Source organism: Variovorax sp. P2_H12 (assembly GCF_056403395.1).
This window is the reverse complement of sequence record NZ_JBFUFO010000030.1, coordinates 39,135-55,577: the sequence shown is the minus strand read 5'-3', so window position 1 is coordinate 55,577 and position 16,443 is coordinate 39,135. Positions and strand designations below refer to the sequence as shown.

At 70.4% G+C, this 16,443-nt stretch carries 13 protein-coding genes; 10 read left to right on the top strand and 3 right to left on the bottom strand.

Going from position 1 to position 16,443, the window contains the following annotated elements:
* The first annotated feature begins 30 nt into the window (after positions 1 to 30).
* Positions 31 to 1,041 carry a zinc-binding alcohol dehydrogenase family protein gene (locus tag AC1DYK_RS23220; protein ID WP_478168444.1) on the top strand — a complete coding sequence of 337 codons (1,011 nt, stop codon included), beginning with the start codon at positions 31 to 33 and terminating at the stop codon, positions 1,039 to 1,041.
* A 19-nt stretch (positions 1,042 to 1,060) separates the two neighbouring features.
* On the opposite strand, the gene AC1DYK_RS23215 is transcribed toward AC1DYK_RS23220, so the two are convergent.
* Entirely contained in the window at positions 1,061 to 2,401 is a 1,341-nt protein-coding gene (locus tag AC1DYK_RS23215; RefSeq protein WP_478168443.1) for a PQQ-dependent sugar dehydrogenase, read from the bottom strand.
* A 118-nt stretch (positions 2,402 to 2,519) separates the two neighbouring features.
* Here AC1DYK_RS23215 and AC1DYK_RS23210 point away from each other — a divergent pair, with 118 nt between their 5' ends.
* From AC1DYK_RS23210 to AC1DYK_RS23190, 5 genes are all read left to right on the top strand, one after another.
* Positions 2,520 to 3,272, top strand: coding sequence for an alanyl-tRNA editing protein (locus AC1DYK_RS23210; protein ID WP_478168442.1), 753 nt, complete (start codon positions 2,520 to 2,522; stop codon positions 3,270 to 3,272).
* A gap of 45 nt (positions 3,273 to 3,317) precedes the next feature.
* Positions 3,318 to 5,504, top strand: coding sequence for a protein-disulfide reductase DsbD family protein (locus AC1DYK_RS23205; protein ID WP_478168441.1), 2,187 nt, complete (start codon positions 3,318 to 3,320; stop codon positions 5,502 to 5,504).
* Positions 5,505 to 5,808: 304 nt separating this feature from the next.
* Complete coding sequence (locus tag AC1DYK_RS23200; RefSeq protein ID WP_478158447.1) at positions 5,809 to 6,498, top strand: redoxin domain-containing protein; 690 nt, start codon at positions 5,809 to 5,811, stop codon at positions 6,496 to 6,498.
* A 121-nt stretch (positions 6,499 to 6,619) separates the two neighbouring features.
* A complete protein-coding gene (gene hemE / locus AC1DYK_RS23195) occupies positions 6,620 to 7,723 on the top strand; it encodes a uroporphyrinogen decarboxylase (RefSeq protein WP_478168440.1) in 1,104 nt (367 codons plus the stop codon).
* Between the two features lie 372 nt (positions 7,724 to 8,095).
* Positions 8,096 to 10,195 carry a primosomal protein N' gene (locus AC1DYK_RS23190; protein WP_478168439.1) on the top strand — a complete coding sequence of 700 codons (2,100 nt, stop codon included), beginning with the start codon at positions 8,096 to 8,098 and terminating at the stop codon, positions 10,193 to 10,195.
* Between the two features lie 45 nt (positions 10,196 to 10,240).
* On the opposite strand, the gene AC1DYK_RS23185 is transcribed toward AC1DYK_RS23190, so the two are convergent.
* On the bottom strand, positions 10,241 to 10,444 hold the full coding sequence (locus AC1DYK_RS23185; protein ID WP_478168438.1) for a hypothetical protein: 204 nt from the start codon (positions 10,442 to 10,444) through the stop codon (positions 10,241 to 10,243).
* A 202-nt stretch (positions 10,445 to 10,646) separates the two neighbouring features.
* Between AC1DYK_RS23185 and AC1DYK_RS23180 the strand changes: the two genes are divergently transcribed.
* A complete protein-coding gene (locus tag AC1DYK_RS23180; RefSeq protein WP_478168437.1) occupies positions 10,647 to 11,324 on the top strand; it encodes a hypothetical protein in 678 nt (225 codons plus the stop codon).
* A 232-nt stretch (positions 11,325 to 11,556) separates the two neighbouring features.
* On the opposite strand, the gene AC1DYK_RS23175 is transcribed toward AC1DYK_RS23180, so the two are convergent.
* Positions 11,557 to 12,591: an AEC family transporter gene (locus AC1DYK_RS23175; RefSeq protein ID WP_478168436.1), complete on the bottom strand. Its 1,035-nt coding sequence runs from the start codon at positions 12,589 to 12,591 to the stop codon at positions 11,557 to 11,559.
* Positions 12,592 to 12,713: 122 nt separating this feature from the next.
* On the opposite strand from AC1DYK_RS23175, the gene AC1DYK_RS23170 reads away from it, so the two are divergent.
* The 3 genes from AC1DYK_RS23170 to AC1DYK_RS23160 are packed head-to-tail and all read left to right on the top strand — an operon-like array spanning position 12,714 to position 16,440.
* Complete coding sequence (locus AC1DYK_RS23170; protein WP_478168435.1) at positions 12,714 to 14,816, top strand: ATP-dependent helicase; 2,103 nt, start codon at positions 12,714 to 12,716, stop codon at positions 14,814 to 14,816.
* Positions 14,813 to 15,301, top strand: coding sequence for a hypothetical protein (locus AC1DYK_RS23165; RefSeq protein ID WP_478168434.1), 489 nt, complete (start codon positions 14,813 to 14,815; stop codon positions 15,299 to 15,301). Before AC1DYK_RS23170 ends, AC1DYK_RS23165 begins: the two co-directional genes overlap by 4 nt.
* Positions 15,298 to 16,440 (top strand): phospholipase A, encoded by a 1,143-nt coding sequence (locus tag AC1DYK_RS23160; protein WP_478168433.1) that lies wholly within the window; start codon positions 15,298 to 15,300, stop codon positions 16,438 to 16,440. Before AC1DYK_RS23165 ends, AC1DYK_RS23160 begins: the two co-directional genes overlap by 4 nt.
* The last annotated feature ends 3 nt before the right edge of the window (positions 16,441 to 16,443 follow it).

The window sequence follows — 16,443 nt, the reverse complement described above, 5'->3', positions numbered from 1 at the left end:
TCCCGGCATCGCAACGACCCAGGACGCCCCATGAAAGCCATCGGCTATCGCCAATCGCTCCCCATCGACAACCCCGCCGCGCTCGAAGACCTCGAGCTGCCGGATCCCACGCCGGGCGCCCGCGACCTGCTGGTGCGCGTGAAGGCGATCTCCGTCAACCCGGTCGACACCAAGGTGCGTCGCAACGCAGCGCCGGACGCCGGCCAGGCCAGGGTGCTGGGCTGGGACGCGGCCGGCACGGTCGAGGCGGTCGGCACGGCGGTCACGCGGTTCAAGCCCGGCGACCGGGTCTACTACGCCGGCTCGATCGTGCGGCCCGGCGCCAACAGCGAGCTGCACGCGGTGGACGAGCGCATCGCGGCGCTGGCGCCCCAGAGCCTCGACGACGCCCAGGCCGCCGCGCTGCCGCTGACCACGATCACGGCCTATGAGCTGCTGTTCGACCGCCTGCGCGTGCCCCGGGACGGCGGCGCCGGCCAGACCCTGCTGATCGTCGGCGGCGCCGGCGGTGTCGGTTCGATCCTGATCCAGCTGGCGCGTCAGCTCACCCGGTTGCGCGTGATCGCCACCGCCTCGCGCGCCGAAACGCGCGCCTGGTGCCTCGCGCTCGGCGCGCACGCGGTGATCGACCACGCGAAGCCGCTGGCCGCGGAGCTGAAGGCCGCGGGCATCGGCGAGGTCGACACGGTCGCCAGCCTGACGCAGACGGGCCAGCACTACGCCCAGATCATCGAGAGCCTCAAGCCCCAGGGCCAACTGGCGGTGATCGACGACATGCCGTCGCTCGACGCGATGGCGCTCAAGGGCAAGTGCATCTCGCTGCACTGGGAAATGATGTTCACGCGCTCGAAGTTCGAGACACCCGACATGGCGCGCCAGGGCGAACTGCTCGCCGAAGTCGCGCAACTGGTGGACGCCGGCCGCATCCGCACCACCGCCAACGCGGCCTTCGGCACCATCAATGCCGCCAACCTGCGCCGCGCCCACGCGCTGATCGAGAGCGGCAAGGCGCAGGGCAAGGTGGTTCTGGCAGGGTTCTGAGACCCGGCGGCGGCAATCGCTACTTCTTCCTGACTTTCCAGACGACGTTGCCGACGTCGTCGGCCACCAGCAGGGCACCGCGCCTGTCAAGCGCCACGCCCACCGGCCGGCCCTGCGCCTTGTCGTCCGCGCTCAGGAAGCCGGTCAGGAAATCGACCGGCGGGCCGCTCGGCCGGCCGCCGATGAAGGGCACGAAGACCACCTTGTAGCCCGCGAGCGGCCTGCGATTCCAGGAGCCGTGTTCGCCGATGAAGGCGCCGCTGGCGAATTCCGGCGGCATGCCGCGCGGATTCGAGAACGCGATGCCGAGCGGCGCGCGGTGCGAGCCCAGCGCGTAGTCGGGCACCACGGCCTTGGCGACCATGTCGGGGCGCTGCGGCTGCACCCGCGTGTCGACGTAGCCGCCGAAGTAGCTCCAGGGCCAGCCATAGAAGGCGCCGTCCTTGATCGAGGTCAGGTAGTCGGGAACCAGGTCGCTGCCGAGCTCGTCGCGCTCGTTGACCACGGCCCACAGCACGTTGGTGTCCGGCTCCCAGGCGAGCGCGGTCGGGTTGCGCAGCCCGCTCGCGAACAGGCGCTTCTCGCCGCTCTGGAGATCTACCTCCCAGATCGCGGCCCGCCCCTCCTCGACCTCGAGCCCGTTCTCTCCCACGTTGCTGTTGGAGCCGACGCTGACGTAGAGCTTGGTCCCCTCGCGGTTGGCGACGACGTGCTTGGTCCAGTGGTGATTGGGGTCCGCGGGCAGGTCGGTCACCTTCACCGGCGCCGCGGTGATGGTGGTCTGGCCCTCGACGTAGGGCACCTTGACCAGCGCGTCGGCATTGGCGATGAAGAGTTCGCCGCCGACCAGCACGACGCCGAACGGCGACACCAGGTCCTGCATGAACACCTGCCGCAGCTCGGCCACCCCGTCGTTGTCGGCGTCGCGCAGCAGGGTGATGCGATTGGCGCTCTGCACGTCCGCGCCGGCGCGCTTCTGGACCAGGCCCGTGACCTTCCGCCGGATCTCGGCAACGAGGCCGCCGCCGTGGCCGCCCGCGGGCTTGGGCGGCTGGTTGCTCTCGACCGCCAGCACGTCGCCGTTGGGCAAGGCGTAGACCATGCGCGGATGGTCGAGCCCGCGGGCCAGCGCCGTCACCGCGAAGCCCTCGGGCGCGGTGGGGCCCGCGGTGTCGGTCCAGCCCACCGAGGGCGCGATGTTCACGGTGGGCAGCAGGGTGGGGTTCGGCGCCGGCAGCGTCGGCGTCGGGCCGGTTTCCGCTTCGGGCGGCAGCGTCGCCCTGTCGCCGCAGGCGGCCAGCAGCAGCGCGGCGGCGATCGGCGCGAGCAGCCACCGCCGCGAGGGATGGGGCATCGTCATGGTGGAAGTCCTTTGGCGCATCGGTGAATGATGCCGGCGGCGCCGCGACACATTGTCGCCCGTAGGCGCTTGCGAAGGTCGGCGCACCCCCGTCCGGCCGCACCGCTACCATCGACCCATGACCGACGACCTGTTCCGTTCCGATGCCTACCTGCGCGAGTGCGAGGCCCTCGTGATGGGCGTCGACGAGGCCGGCATCCTGCTCGACCGCACGGTGTTCTATCCGATGGGCGGCGGCCAGGCCGGCGACAGCGGCCGGCTGCTGCTGGCCGACGGCCGCGAACTCGCCATCGCCGACACCCGCAAGGCCAAGGATGCCGAAGGCCGGCCGACCGACCGGATCCTCCACGTGCCCGCGCCCGGCCAGGAGGCGCTGGCGGCCGCGCTGCGGCCCGGCGACCGCGTGACCGCACGCATCGACTGGGAGCGCCGGCACCGGTTGATGCGCTTCCACACCGCGACCCACCTGCTGTGCCACCTGGTGCCGCAGCCGGTCAACGGCTGCTCGATCACGCCCGACTACACGCGGCTCGACTTCCACATGACCGAGCCGCTCGACAAGGAGGCCCTGACGGCCGGCCTGGCGCGGCTGGTGGCTGCCGCCCACCCGCTGGCCGTCGGCGCGATCAGCGATGCCGAGCTCGACGCCAATCCGGCCCTGGTGAAGAGCATGAGCGTGCAGCCGCCGCGCGGCACGGGCACGGTCCGAACGATCCGCATCGGACCCGTGGGAGAGGGCCAGGCGATCGATTTCCAGCCCTGCGGCGGCACGCACGTCGCGAACACGCGCGAGATCGGCGCCGTGGTGGTCACCAAGATCGAGAAGAAGAGCGCCAACAGCCGGCGCGTGGTGCTGGGGTGGGGCTCGTGAGCCGGCGCCGGAACTTCGCCGCGCCGGCCCGCTCCGACTGACGGCATGCCTCATCTTTCCCGCCTTCGTTTCGCGAGTTTTCTCTTCGCCGCCTTCGCAGTCTGCCTGCCAGCCGCGGCCCAGCTGACTTCCCGTATCGGCCCGGTGGTCACGACCCCGCACGTACGGGCCGAACTGGTCGCCCATGCGCCGGACGGCGTGACCCCCGGTGCGCCGGTCTGGCTCGGCCTGCAGATCGTGCACCAGCCCGGCTGGCACACCTACTGGAAGAACGCGGGCGACTCCGGCCTGCCGACCGAACTGGCCTGGTCGCTCCCGGCAGGCGTCTCCACCGGCGACATCGCCTGGCCGGTGCCGAGGAAGATCCGGATCGGCAACCTGGCCAATTTCGGCTACGAGGACACGCTGCTGCTGCCGGTGCCGCTCACGGTGGCGCCCGATTTCAAGCCGCAGCCGGCCCTCGCGGGTGCCGCCCAGATCGACGTCAGGCTCAAGGCTTCCTGGCTGGTGTGCAGCAAAGAGTGCATACCCGAAGAAGGCGAGTTCCTGCTCAAGCTGCCGTTGCAGGGCTCGACGGCGCTTCACAAGGCGGAATTCGATGCCGCCTTCGCGGCGCAGCCGGCGCCGCTGGCCCGGCCGGGCCAGATCACGGTGGACGGCGACAAGCTGCAGGTCCGCCTCGAAGGCCTGCCCGCCGCCGCACAAGGCAAGACCCTCGAATTCTTCCCCGAAACCGCCGAAGTGATCCACTCCGCCGCCGTGCAGGGCAAGGACTGGACGCAGGCCTGGCAGGGCGAGGCCTGGACCGCCACCGTGCCGCTGGCGGCGCAGCGCAGCGCCAGCCCGGCGCTGATGCCGGTAGTGGTGACGCTCGCCGAGGCCGACCGGCAGGCCGGCCAGCCGATCGCCTGGCGCGCCGAGGCGCCGGTCGCCGGTGTCTGGCCGGCCACCGCGGCCCCGGCCCAGGTCTCGCCGGCCTTGCAGGCCGCGCTCGAAGCCAATGCCGCGGTGCCGCAGCCACAGGCCGCAGGCGGCTTCATCGTCGCCCTCCTGGGCGCGCTGATCGGCGGCCTGCTGCTGAACCTGATGCCCTGCGTGTTCCCGGTGCTCGCGATCAAGGTGCTCGGCTTCACGCGCCATGCCGACGACCGGCGCGCCCATCGGCTGGCCGCACTGGCCTACACCGGCGGCGTGGTCCTGTCCTTCCTGGCGCTGGGTGGCGCGATGCTGGCGTTGCGCGCCGCGGGCGCGCAACTCGGCTGGGGCTTCCAGCTGCAGTCGCCCGCCGTGGTGGCCGTCCTCGCGGCCCTGTTCACCCTGATCGGCCTCAACCTGGCCGGCCTGTTCGAGTTCGGCCGCATGGCGCCGGCGTCGCTCGGCGCCGTCCAGGCCCGCCATCCGCTGGCCAACGACTTCCTCTCGGGCGTGCTCGCGGTGGTGGTCGCCTCGCCCTGCACCGCGCCGTTCATGGGCGCCTCGCTGGGCTTCGCGATCGGCCTGCCCGCCAGCCAGGCCCTGCTGATGTTCGGCGTGCTCGGCTTCGGCCTCGCCCTGCCCTACCTGGCGGCCGGCTTCGTGCCGGCCGTGGCCCGCCTGCTGCCCAGGCCCGGCGCCTGGATGAACACGCTGCGCCGCCTGCTCGCGTTCCCGATGTTCGCCACGGTCGCCTGGCTGGTCTGGGTGCTGGGCCAGCAAAGCGGCATCGACGGCGCCGGCGCCCTGCTGGGCCTGCTCGTGTGCCTCGCCGCCATCGCCTGGGCCCTGACGCTGCGCGGCCGCACCCGGCTCGTGCTCACCGGCCTGACCGTGGCCCTGACCGCCGTGCTGGCGGGCGCCATCGGCGGCCATGTGGTGCGGCCGGCCGAGCCCGCAGCCACCTCGGCAGCCACGGGCCAGCGCTGGCAGCCCTGGTCAGCCGAACGCGCGCGCGAACTGGCGGCCGCCGGCCGGCCGGTGTTCGTGGATTTCACGGCCGCCTGGTGCGTGACCTGCCAGTACAACAAGCGCAGCACGCTGGACGACGCCGAGGTGCTGGCCGATTTCGACGCCCGCCAGGTCGCGCTGCTGCGTGCCGACTGGACCCGGCGCGACCCGGCCATCACCGCGGCGCTGACCGCGCTCGGGCGCAGCGGGGTCCCGGTCTATGTCTTGCAAGCACCGGGAAAGCCGCCCGTGGTGCTGACGGAAATACTCGGCAAGGATGAACTGCGCGCCGCGCTTGCGGCGCTTTGACCCGGGGATCATTGGCTCCTTCGAGGCCTCGGGCGGCCCGGCGCCGGCCTTACTGGCCCCCACGCTCCCTCACTGCGTGTGGTCGCTGCCCCCCGAGGGGGCCGCAGGCCGCCTTGGGGCGGCCCGGCGCCGGCCTTAGCCCCCACGCTCCCTCACTGCGTGTGGTCGCTGCCCCCCCGAGGGGGCCGCAGGCCGCCTTGGGGCGGCCCGGCGCCGGCCTTAACGGGTTGTCACATGAACATGAGGAATCTGTTCTAAGCTGTCGCAGTTGTTGAGTATTTATCACCGGGAGTACAAGCTGACCATGTCATCGTCATCCTCCGCCTCGCGTTCCTACCGCGCCGCGCGCGATGCCCGCGCCGCCCTCAGTCGAGCCTCGCGGCGCGCCATCATGACGGCCGCCGTCGCACTCGGCGCCACCTTCCTGATGAACGCGCAAGCCGCCGCCGCGCCCGCCGTCGGCCAGCCCGCACCCGATTTCGTCGCCGTCGACACCGCCGGCGCGCAGCACCGCCTGTCGGATTTCGCCGGCAAGTTCGTGGTGCTCGAATGGACCAACCCGGGCTGCCCCTTCGTCGGCAAGCACTACGGCAGCGGCAACATGCCCGCCACGCAGAAGGCCGCCACCGCCCAGGGCGTGGTCTGGCTGGCCATCAATTCGACCGAGCGCGGCGCCAGCGACTACCTGAAGCCGGCGGCGCTGGCTGCCTGGATGAAGGCGCAATCGGGCGCGCCGACGGCCGTGCTGATGGACGAAGACGGGGTCATCGGCCGCGCCTACGGGGCCCGCACGACGCCGCACATCTTCATCGTCGACCCCAAGGGCACGCTGGTCTATGCCGGCGGCATCGACAGCATCCCCTCGTCCCGCGCCGAGGACATCAAGACCGCCACCAACTACGTCAACCAGGCGCTCGGCGAAGCCTTCGGGGGCAAGGCGATCAGCGCCGCGGCCACCCGGCCCTACGGCTGTTCCATCAAGTACAAGTCCTGACCGGACCCACGCTCCCCGAGGGGGCGGCCCGGCGCCGGCCCGAGCCGCCCGGCCGCGACGAAGGCGCATGCCAAAACGCTGCTGCGCCAAGGTCATTCGATGCCCCTGCGACAATCGCAGGATGCCTTTCGCCCCCCTGAAGAACGACACGTTCCTGCGCGCCTGCTGGCGCCAGGCCACCGACCACACCCCCGTCTGGCTGATGCGCCAGGCCGGACGCTACCTGCCCGAGTACCTGGCCACCCGGGCCAAGGCCGGCAGCTTCATGGGCCTGGCCACCAACGTGGATTTCGCGACCGAGGTCACGCTGCAGCCGCTCAAGCGCTTCGCGCTCGATGCCGCGATCCTGTTTTCCGACATCCTGACGGTGCCCGACGCGATGGGGCTCGGCCTCTCGTTCGAGGCCGGCGAAGGCCCGCGATTCGCTCGGCCGGTGCGCGACGAGGCCTCGATCGCAGCCCTGGCCGTGCCCGACATGGACAAGCTGCGCTACGTCTTCGATGCCGTCACGTCGATCCGCCGCGCGCTCGCCGGCCGGGTGCCGCTGATCGGCTTCTCGGGCAGCCCGTGGACACTGGCCTGCTACATGGTCGAGGGCGCGGGGTCGAGCGACTACCGGCAAGTCAAGACCCTGCTCTACAGCCGCCCCGACCTCATGCACCGGCTGCTGGCCGTCAACGCCGACGCCGTGGCCGCCTACCTCAACGCGCAGATCGACGCTGGCGCCCAGGCCGTGATGGTGTTCGACAGCTGGGGCGGCGTGCTGGCCGACGGCGCCTTCCAGGCCTTCAGCCTGGCCTACACGCAGCGCGTGCTGTCGCAGCTCAAGCGCAACGGCGCCGACGGCCGGCCGGTGCCGCGCATCGTGTTCACCAAGGGCGGCGGACTCTGGCTCGAAGAGATGCAGCCGCTCGACTGCGAAGTGCTGGGGCTGGACTGGACCGTCAACCTCGGACGCGCGCGCGCGCTGGTGGGAGAAGGCCCGGCGGGCAAGGCCCTGCAAGGCAACATCGACCCCAATGTGCTGTTCGCGCAGCCGCGCCAGATCGAAGAGGAAGTAGCCAAGGTGCTGCAGAGCTTCGGCCGCCCGCACACCGACCCGGACACCACCGGAGCGACGCACGTGTTCAACCTGGGCCATGGCATCAGCCAGTTCACCCCGCCCGACCACGTGGCAGCCCTCGTGAACGCGGTGCATGCGCAGTCGCGCCTGCTTCGTTCCTGAGCGCATTGTTATGACTTGTAAGCACCGGAGATCGACTGCCCGAGCGTTTGTCAAGCGCCAAAACGGTGAGGAGGGACTGACTTATGCACAAAACGGCTGCTGCGGTGCGCAAAAACATCTGACGCTCGATAAAGGCTGCTCCTAAAGCGATAGCGAAGCTAAGTCATTGATTCATATAGGTTTTGAACTTTGCTTTTTTTGCGTGCATTCCAGCCGAAGCCTTGATTTTCAAGGGCTGGCGACGAGTCGAGGCCGGATATCAACAAAGTTATCCACAGAAACTCTGGATGGACCGCAAAGCACTGAAAAATCAACAACTTAAGTCCATTTGCTCAAAGTCGCTTTAACAAACCCGCGCAGCGGGAACCCGCCTTGAACTGGTGCATCGACGTCGCCGTCCAGACCCCGGCGCACAGTGCACTAGGGGATGTACTTAGCTACAAAAGCCACGTCGCCCTGACTCCGGGGGCCCTCGTGCGGGTGCCGTTGGGCCGCCGCGAGGTGCTGGGCGTGGCCTGGGCGGTGCGCAGCCTGGAGGCCGACCCGCCTTCCCCGATGGAACTCAAGCCGGTCGCCGGCGCCCTGGACGCCCTGCCTGCGCTGGGCGAGCCCTGGCGCGACCTGGTGGCCTTCGCCGCGCGCTACTACCAGCGCTCGCTTGGCGAGATCGCGCTGGCGGCCCTGCCGCCGCAGTTGCGGGACCTGAGCGCGGTCCAGTTGGCACGGCGGCTCAAGCGCCAAGCCCCTGCGGCGCGCGCCGGCAACGCAGCGCCCGACGCCCCCGCGGTGGCGCTCACCGCCGAGCAGGCCGCCGCGCTGGCCCGCTTCGATGCCGAGCCCGGCCCCTTCCTGCTGTTCGGCAGCACCGGCAGCGGCAAGACCGAGGTCTACCTGCGCTGCGTGGCGACGCTGCTCGAGCGCGAGCCCGAGGCGCAGGCGCTGGTGATGGTGCCCGAGATCAACCTGACGCCGCAGCTCGAAGCCCGCTTCAAGGCGCGTTTCGGCGCCGACTCGGTGGTCTCGCTGCACAGCGGCATGACGAACCCGCAACGGCTCGCCAGCTGGCTGGCGGCGCACGGCGGCGCCGCGCGCATCGTGCTCGGCACCCGGATGGCGGTGTTCGCCTCGATGCCGGCGCTGCGGCTGATCGTGGTCGACGAGGAACACGACCCCAGCTACAAGCAGCAGGAAGGCGCACGCTACTCGGCCCGCGACCTGGCCGTCTGGCGCGGCCGGCGCGAGGGTGCCAAGGTGATCCTCGGCTCGGCGACGCCATCGCTCGAAAGCTGGCATCGCAGCCGGCCGGCCGAGGGCGAGGACGCCGGCGGCAACTACCTGCGGCTGGCGATGCCCTCGCGCGTCGGTGCCGGCGCGTTGCCCGCGGTGCGGCTGGTCGACATGAACCTGCAGCCGCCGAAGACCGTGCTGTCGGGCGCGCTGCTCGACGCCATCGGCCAGCGCATCGCGCGCGGCGAGCAGAGCATGGTGTTCCTGAACCGGCGCGGCTACGCACCGGTGCTGGCCTGCGGCGACTGCGGCTGGAAGAGCGAATGCCCGCATTGCAGCGCCTACCGCGTGTTCCACAAGATCGACCGCACGCTGCGCTGCCACCACTGCGGCTTCACCGAGCGCGTGCCGCGCGCCTGCCCGGCCTGCGGCAATCCCGACATCGCACCGGTCGGGCGCGGCACCGAGCGCCTGGAGGAGCACCTGGGCGAACTGTTCGCCGCGGTCCGGCGGCCCGACGGCAGCGCGGTGCGCGTGGCCCGCATCGACGCCGACAGCACGCGCAAGCAGGGGGCGCTCGAGTCGCAGCTCGCCGCGGTGCACGCCGGCGAGGTCGACGTGCTGGTGGGCACGCAGATGATCGCCAAGGGCCACGACTTCCGCCGCATCACGCTGGTGTCGGCCATCAACCCCGATGGCGCGCTGTTCTCGAGCGACTTCCGGGCGCCCGAGCGGCTGTTCAGCCTCCTGATGCAGTCGGCCGGCCGGGCCGGACGCGATGCCGCCTACCTGACGGCGCAGGAGGCGACCGCCGAGATGTGGATCCAGACCCATCATCCGCAGCACCCGCTGTTCGCCGCCCTGCGGCGGCACGACTATGCGGCCTTCGCCCAGGGCGAACTGGAGGAGCGCGCGGCCGCCGGCATGCCGCCATTCGCCTTCCAGGCGCTGCTCAGGGCCGACGCGCGCACGCAGGACGCGGCGCAGGCATTCCTGAATGCCGCCAGTGCCGCGGCCGACGCGCTGCCGGGCGCCGACCGGGTCACGCGTTACCCCGCGGTGCCGCTCGCGATCCAGCGGGTGGCCAATGTGGAGCGGGCGCAGATGCTGATCGAGAGCGGCTCGCGCGCCGCCCTGCAGCGGCTGCTGGCGGAATGGCAGCCGCTGCTGCACGCGCTGCGCCGACAGCCCGAGGGCAAGGGCGTGATCCGCTGGCTGGTGGACGTCGATCCGCAGAGCATCTGACGCGAGCGGCGCGCCCATTGGGGGAACGCCGCGGAACCGGGAGCGCTACAGCAACCCGACCGGCTCCTTGCCCATTTCCACGTACTGGAGGCCGGATCGGCGGCGTCGGACAGCCCCGGGGACGAAGAGCAGCAGGCTCAGCACGGCCGCTGCCAGGGCAGCCCCGGTTCCGAGCGCCCCGCCGAGCCACAGCCAGCCGACGACGGCCAGCCACACCATCCACAGCACCCCGCGTGTCCAAGTCGTCATGCCACTCTCCCGATGCAGGAGCCCACTTTAGCAGCGCTTCTGAATACAGAAGCATTAGCCAAAGGCAATAGTTCACGCAAACCCCTTCTTCGTGAGAGAAAAGCACGAAATACTCTGCAACAACGGTTGACGAAGCGCGGGCTCGCTGCCCAAGCTATGGATGCGTCAGGACCCACTGCGGGGTTCTGCGAAAGGTCATCTCATGAAGACGCTCTCTGGGACTTTGTGGGGCCTGGGCCTTGCGATTGCTTGCCTGGCCACCGGCGCACCGGCGGCGGAGCTGGAGCTCGAAGGCAGCCGGCTGCTGGTCAGCGGCATGCTCGATGGCAGCGCCCTCAAGGATTTCGAGTCGCAGCTGGCCAGCGGCCAGGTGCGCACAGTGGTCTTCGAGAACGCGCTCGGCGGCTCGGCCGAGGTCGCCAGGGCGTATGCGCGTGCGATCCAGGCCGCTGGCGTCAACACCGAGGCCAAGGGCCAGTGCCAGGCAGCTTGCGCCTTCGCGTTCCTGGCCGGCAAGGAGCACCGTTTCGGGCGCGGCTTCCAGATCCACACGCTGCTGATCCCGGTCGCCAGCCGGCCGCAGCCCGGCGAACTCGCGAGCCGCTGGCGGGGCGAGGATGCGGCGCATCGGACGCAGGCGGAGTTCAACCCGCCGGCCGGGGAGTCCGGCCCCGCCGCGATGCCGGCCCCGGCCTCCGGCGCACCTGCCGCGAAGGACACCTGGAACCCGAACCAGGGGGTTCTGTTCACCTCGACCCCCACGCTGTTCGGCCGGGTCCACAACACCTTCTATTGCGACGGCACGCAAGGGCGCGACCCGTCGCACTGCGAGCTGCTGTCCGATGCCGACCCCTACAAGCTCGGGGTCCTGACGCCATAGCTCGCCCCCAGGTTGCCCCGCACTTCGTGTCGGGGCGCCCACCCCCTACCGGGGGCAACACCAGCGGCCCGGCGAAGCCGGTTCCGCGGTGTTTCACCAACGGGCTTGGCTGCGCCGGCCGGGGAACGCGCGCTGTGTCTGTCTGCGGCTGCGCGCAGCGCGCCCGTTCGTGGGCAGTCGCGGAACCGGCTTCGCCGGGCCGCTGACTGCGCCCCCGGTAGGGGGTGGGCGGCTACACGAAGTGAGCCAACCTGGGGGCGAGCGCGATCACAGGAAAGCTGAAAAACGCCGCCACCGTGCTCCACAGGATGATGCGGGCGATGCGGCCGTTGTCGGCGCCGAAGCGCTCGGCCAGCATCGACACGTTGCTGGCGCTGGGCAGCGCGGCCACCAGCACGATCGCCACCAGGGCCGGCGTTCCCAGCGGCAGGCCGAGCGCCATGGCACCGCGGGCGACGCCGTAGACCAGCAAGGGATGCGCGATCAGCTTGATCGCGACCACCGGCAGCACATCGGCCAGCCGCGCCTGCGGCGGCGACCCGGGCCCGCCGGCCGCACTGCCCAGGGCCTGCGCGACGACCGCGCTGGCGCGGTGCTCGCGCGCCAGCAGCGCCGAGCGCGCCAGCACCGCGCCGATCGTGAACAGCGCCACCGGCGAAGCCGCCTCGGCCAGCATCGCGACCGTGCGGTCGACCGGGCCCGGGAGCGCCAGCCGCGTCGCCGAGGCCAGCACGCCCAGCAGGATCGACCACGGCATCGGGTTCAGCAGGATGCCGCGCAGCGCCTGCCGCGCCGCCTTGGCGGCCCCATGTTCGTCGGCGCCGTCGAGCCGCGACAGCGCGATGCACAGCGACGAGGTGACGATCATGTCGAACGCGATGGTGATGATGGTGGGCGAGGCCGCCTGGGCGCCGAGGATCGCCACCAGCAGCGGCACGCCCATGAAGCCGGTGTTCGGGAAGGCCGCCACCAGCGCACCGAATGCAGCGTCGTTCCAGCCGATGCGCCCGTTGCGGCTCAGGGCCACCGTGGCGCCGACCACGATCAACGCGCTCAGGCCCCACACCAGCGCCACGCCGCCGTCCAGCAACTGGTCGATCGGCGCATTGGCACCGAAGCGGAACAGCATGCACGGCAGCGCGAAATAAAGGACGAAGGCGTTCAGCCCCGGAATCGACGACAGCGGCAACAGGCCGCCGCGCGCGGCCGCATAGCCGGCAGCGATCAGGGCGAAGAAGGGAACGGTGACCAGGAATATCTGCAGCACGCAAGCGATTGTGCGTGGGCGCCGGAGCCGGCTTCGGCCGAAGCCCTAGCACATCCACCCGGCCGAGCCGCCGCGAAGGCACCCGTATCATTGGCCGTTTGCGCCTTCCGTTCCCGAACTCCATGTCTTCCGGTCTCAATCTCGCGCAACAAGAAGCCGTCAACTACATGCACGGCCCCTGCCTGGTCCTTGCGGGCGCGGGCTCGGGCAAGACGCGCGTGATCACGCACAAGATCGCGCGCCTGATCCAGGCCGGCCTGGAGCCCAAGCGGATCGCCGCCATCACCTTCACCAACAAGGCGGCCTCCGAGATGCGCGAGCGCGCCAAGGGCCTGATCGGGCGCGACGCCAGGCACGTGGTGGTCTGCACCTTCCACGCGCTGGGCGTGCGCATGATGCGCGAGGACGGCGCCGTGCTGGGCCTGAAGCCGGCCTTCAGCATCCTCGACAGCGACGACGTCACCAAGATCCTCAAGGACGCCGGCGGCACCACCGACGCGGCCACCGCCCGGATCTGGCAGTGGACCATCAGCAAGTGGAAGAACATGGGCCTCAACGCGGCCCAGGCCGAGGCCCAGGCGGCCGACGACAACGAGCGCATCACGGCGCGCATCATGGCCCGCTACGAAGAGCGGCTGGCGGCCTACCAGAGCGTGGACTTCGACGACCTGATCGGCATGCCGCTCAAGCTGCTTCAGCAGCACGACGAGGTGCGCGCCAAATGGCAGGCCGCGCTCGGTCACGTGCTGGTCGACGAATACCAGGACACCAACGCGACCCAGTACGAGGTGCTCAAGGCACTGGTCGGCGAACGCGGCCGCTTCACCGCGGTGGGCGACGACGACCAGTCGATCTACGGCTGGCGCGGCGCCACGCTCGACAACCTCAAGAAGCTGCCGGTCGACTACCCGACCCTCAAGGTCATCAAGCTCGAGCAGAACTACCGCAGCACCAGCGCGATCCTGCGCGCCGCCAACAACGTGATCGGGCCGAACCCCAAGCTGTTCCCGAAGACGCTGTTCAGCGAACTCGGCGAGGGCGAGCCGGTGCGCATCGTCGACGCCGACAGCGAGGCCCACGAGGCCGAGCGCACGGTGGCGCGCATCCAGAGCCTGCGCGCCGGCGACGCCACCGCGCAGGGCCCGCAGCACAAGGAGTTCCGCGACTTCGCGATCCTCTACCGCGCCAACCACCAGGCCCGCGTGTTCGAGCAGGCATTGCGCCGCGCGCAGATCCCGTACAAGGTCTCGGGCGGGCAGAGCTTCTTCGACCGTGCCGAGATCAAGGACCTGTGCGGCTGGTTCCGCCTCTGGGTCAACAACGATGACGACCCGGCCTTCCTGCGCGCGGTGACCACCCCCAAGCGCGGCATCGGCCACACCACGCTGGCCAGCCTCGGCACCTTCGCGAGCCAGTACAAGCTGAGCCTGTTCGAGGCGCTGTTCAGCCCCTCGCTGCCGAGCGTGATGCCCAAACGCGCGCAAGAGGGGCTGCACGAGTTCGGCCGCTACATCAACGACCTCGAATACAAGGCCCGCCGCACCATGGGCGCCGAGGACGCGCGCGCCTTCCTGGCCGAGTGGCTCAAGGAGATCGACTACGAGAAGCACCTGTACGACGGCGAGGACAGCGAGCAGGCCGCGGCCAGCCGCTGGACCAACGTGATGGAGTTCTGCGACTGGATGTCGCAGCGCTGCGGCGGCACGATCGACGACGCCTCGGGCGCCACGGTCGAGAGCGAGCGCAAGAGCCTGCTCGAGGTGGCGCAGACGATCTCGCTGCTGTCGACCATCAGCGAGCGCGAACAGGACCAGAACGTGGTCACGCTGTCGACGCTGCACGCCTCCAAGGGCCTGGAGTGGCCGCACGTGATGCTGGTCGGCGTGACCGAGGGGCTGCTGCCCTTCAAGCTCGACGACGACGGCGGCCGGCAGGAAAAGATCAGCGACGAGACGCTGACGCGGCTGCAGGAAGAGCGCCGGTTGATGTACGTGGGCATCACGCGCGCCCAGCGCAGCCTGGCCGTGAGCTGGACCAAGCGGCGCAAGAAGGGCCGCGAGATGGTCGCCGCCCAGCCGAGCCGCTTCATCGCCGAGATGGCGCTCGACAAGAAGACCGCCAAGGAAGACCCGCGCGAGAAACTCAAGGCACTGCGCGCCGAATTCGCGCGCAAGGTGCAGGACAACGCGGCCGCGGCGGCGGCGGCGGCCGCTTCGGCGCCATGAGGTGGCTGCAGACGGCCTGCCTGGCCGCCGCCTGCATCGCTGCCGCCGGCGCGATGGCCCAGGGAGCGCCAGCGGCCCCATCGACACCGACGGGCCCATCGCCGGTTGCCTGCCCCGCCAAGGGCTCCGAGCTGCCGCTCGAGGCCTTGTTCGGATCCTGGGAAGCGCGCATCGAGGGCCTGAAAGGCGTCGCAAAAGTCAAGCTCGACCAACATCCGGACTACGCCGGCGTGCGCGGCACAATCACGCGCGGCGGCGACGGCGCGCCAGCCACGGTCGCCCGGCTGGCGGGCGACATCGACGACGACGGCATGCTGAGTCTCGACGAATCGCTGGACGGCCACGCCATCAGCGGCGTCTGGCTGGGCGAGCTGGAAGCGTCCTCGTGCGGCAAGGCATGGAAGGGCGTCTGGCGCGACGCCGCGAACGACAGCACGCATCCCTTCGTGATGAACAAGACAGGCGACCCGGCCAGCGATCGATGAACAAACGCATTCTTTTTTTCACCGCTTTTTTCGCAGGCATCGGCGCCACCGGCGCGCAGGCCGAGGCCGTGGGCAAGCCGCCCAGCCCGCTGGCCGAATCGGAACTGACCTGGCAGCAGTGCCAAGGCCTCGCGGGCAGCGGCAACAACGAGGCGCGGCTGGCCTGCTTCGATCGCTGGGCCCAGCAGCAGACCCTGCCGGCCGCCGCGGTGCCGCCGGCGCCGCCGGTGCTCGCCGAAACCCAGCCGCCCGTGGACGCCACGGTGCCGGCGACGCGCGTGATCACCCTCACCACCGAGGACGGCTGCCGCGACCACCAGTACTCGCCGCTGTCGCGCTTCTGGGAGCTCGAGGCCGGCAGCAACTGCGGCACGTTCGGCTTCCGCGGCTACCGACCGCTCAGCGTCGGCCTCGGGGTGGCCGCGAGGGACCCGGAAGTCGCGACCTCGCCAGCGCCCAACCACACCGGAGTCGACCGGCCCTACCAGTCCCAGGACATGCGCATCGGCCTGTCGCTGCGCACCAAGCTCGCGCAAGGACTTCTCACGGGGGACGACCCGGTCAAGAAGGACGGGCTCTGGTTCGCCTACTCGCAGGCGTCGACCTGGCAGGTGTTCAACGAAGATCTCTCGCGGCCGTTCCGCACGACCGACCACGAGCCCGAGATGATCTACAGCTACCCGACCGACTACCAGCTGCCGGGCGGCTGGCGCTTGCGTTACACCGGCCTGGGCCTGGTGCACCAATCGAACGGCCAGGACCTGCCGTACTCGCGCAGCTGGAACCGGGTCTACCTGATGGGCGGAATCGAACTCGGCGACAAGTTCGTGATCACCGGGCGGGTCTGGAAACGCATCTCGGAAAACGCCGCCGACGACGACAACCCCGACATCACCAAGTACCTGGGCAACGCCGACATCCGGGCCGCCTGGCAGGTCAACCGCCTCAATCAGGTCGGCGTCATGGTGCACGGCGGCAAGGGCGCGATCCGGCTCGAGTGGCTGAAGGTGATCGGCGACCCGGTCAAGAGCAACCTGCGCTTCCAGACCCAGCTCTTCTACGGCTACGGCGACACGCTGATCGACTACAACCGCAAGCGCACCGTATTCACCATCGGGCTGGCGCTGGTCGACTTCTAATCT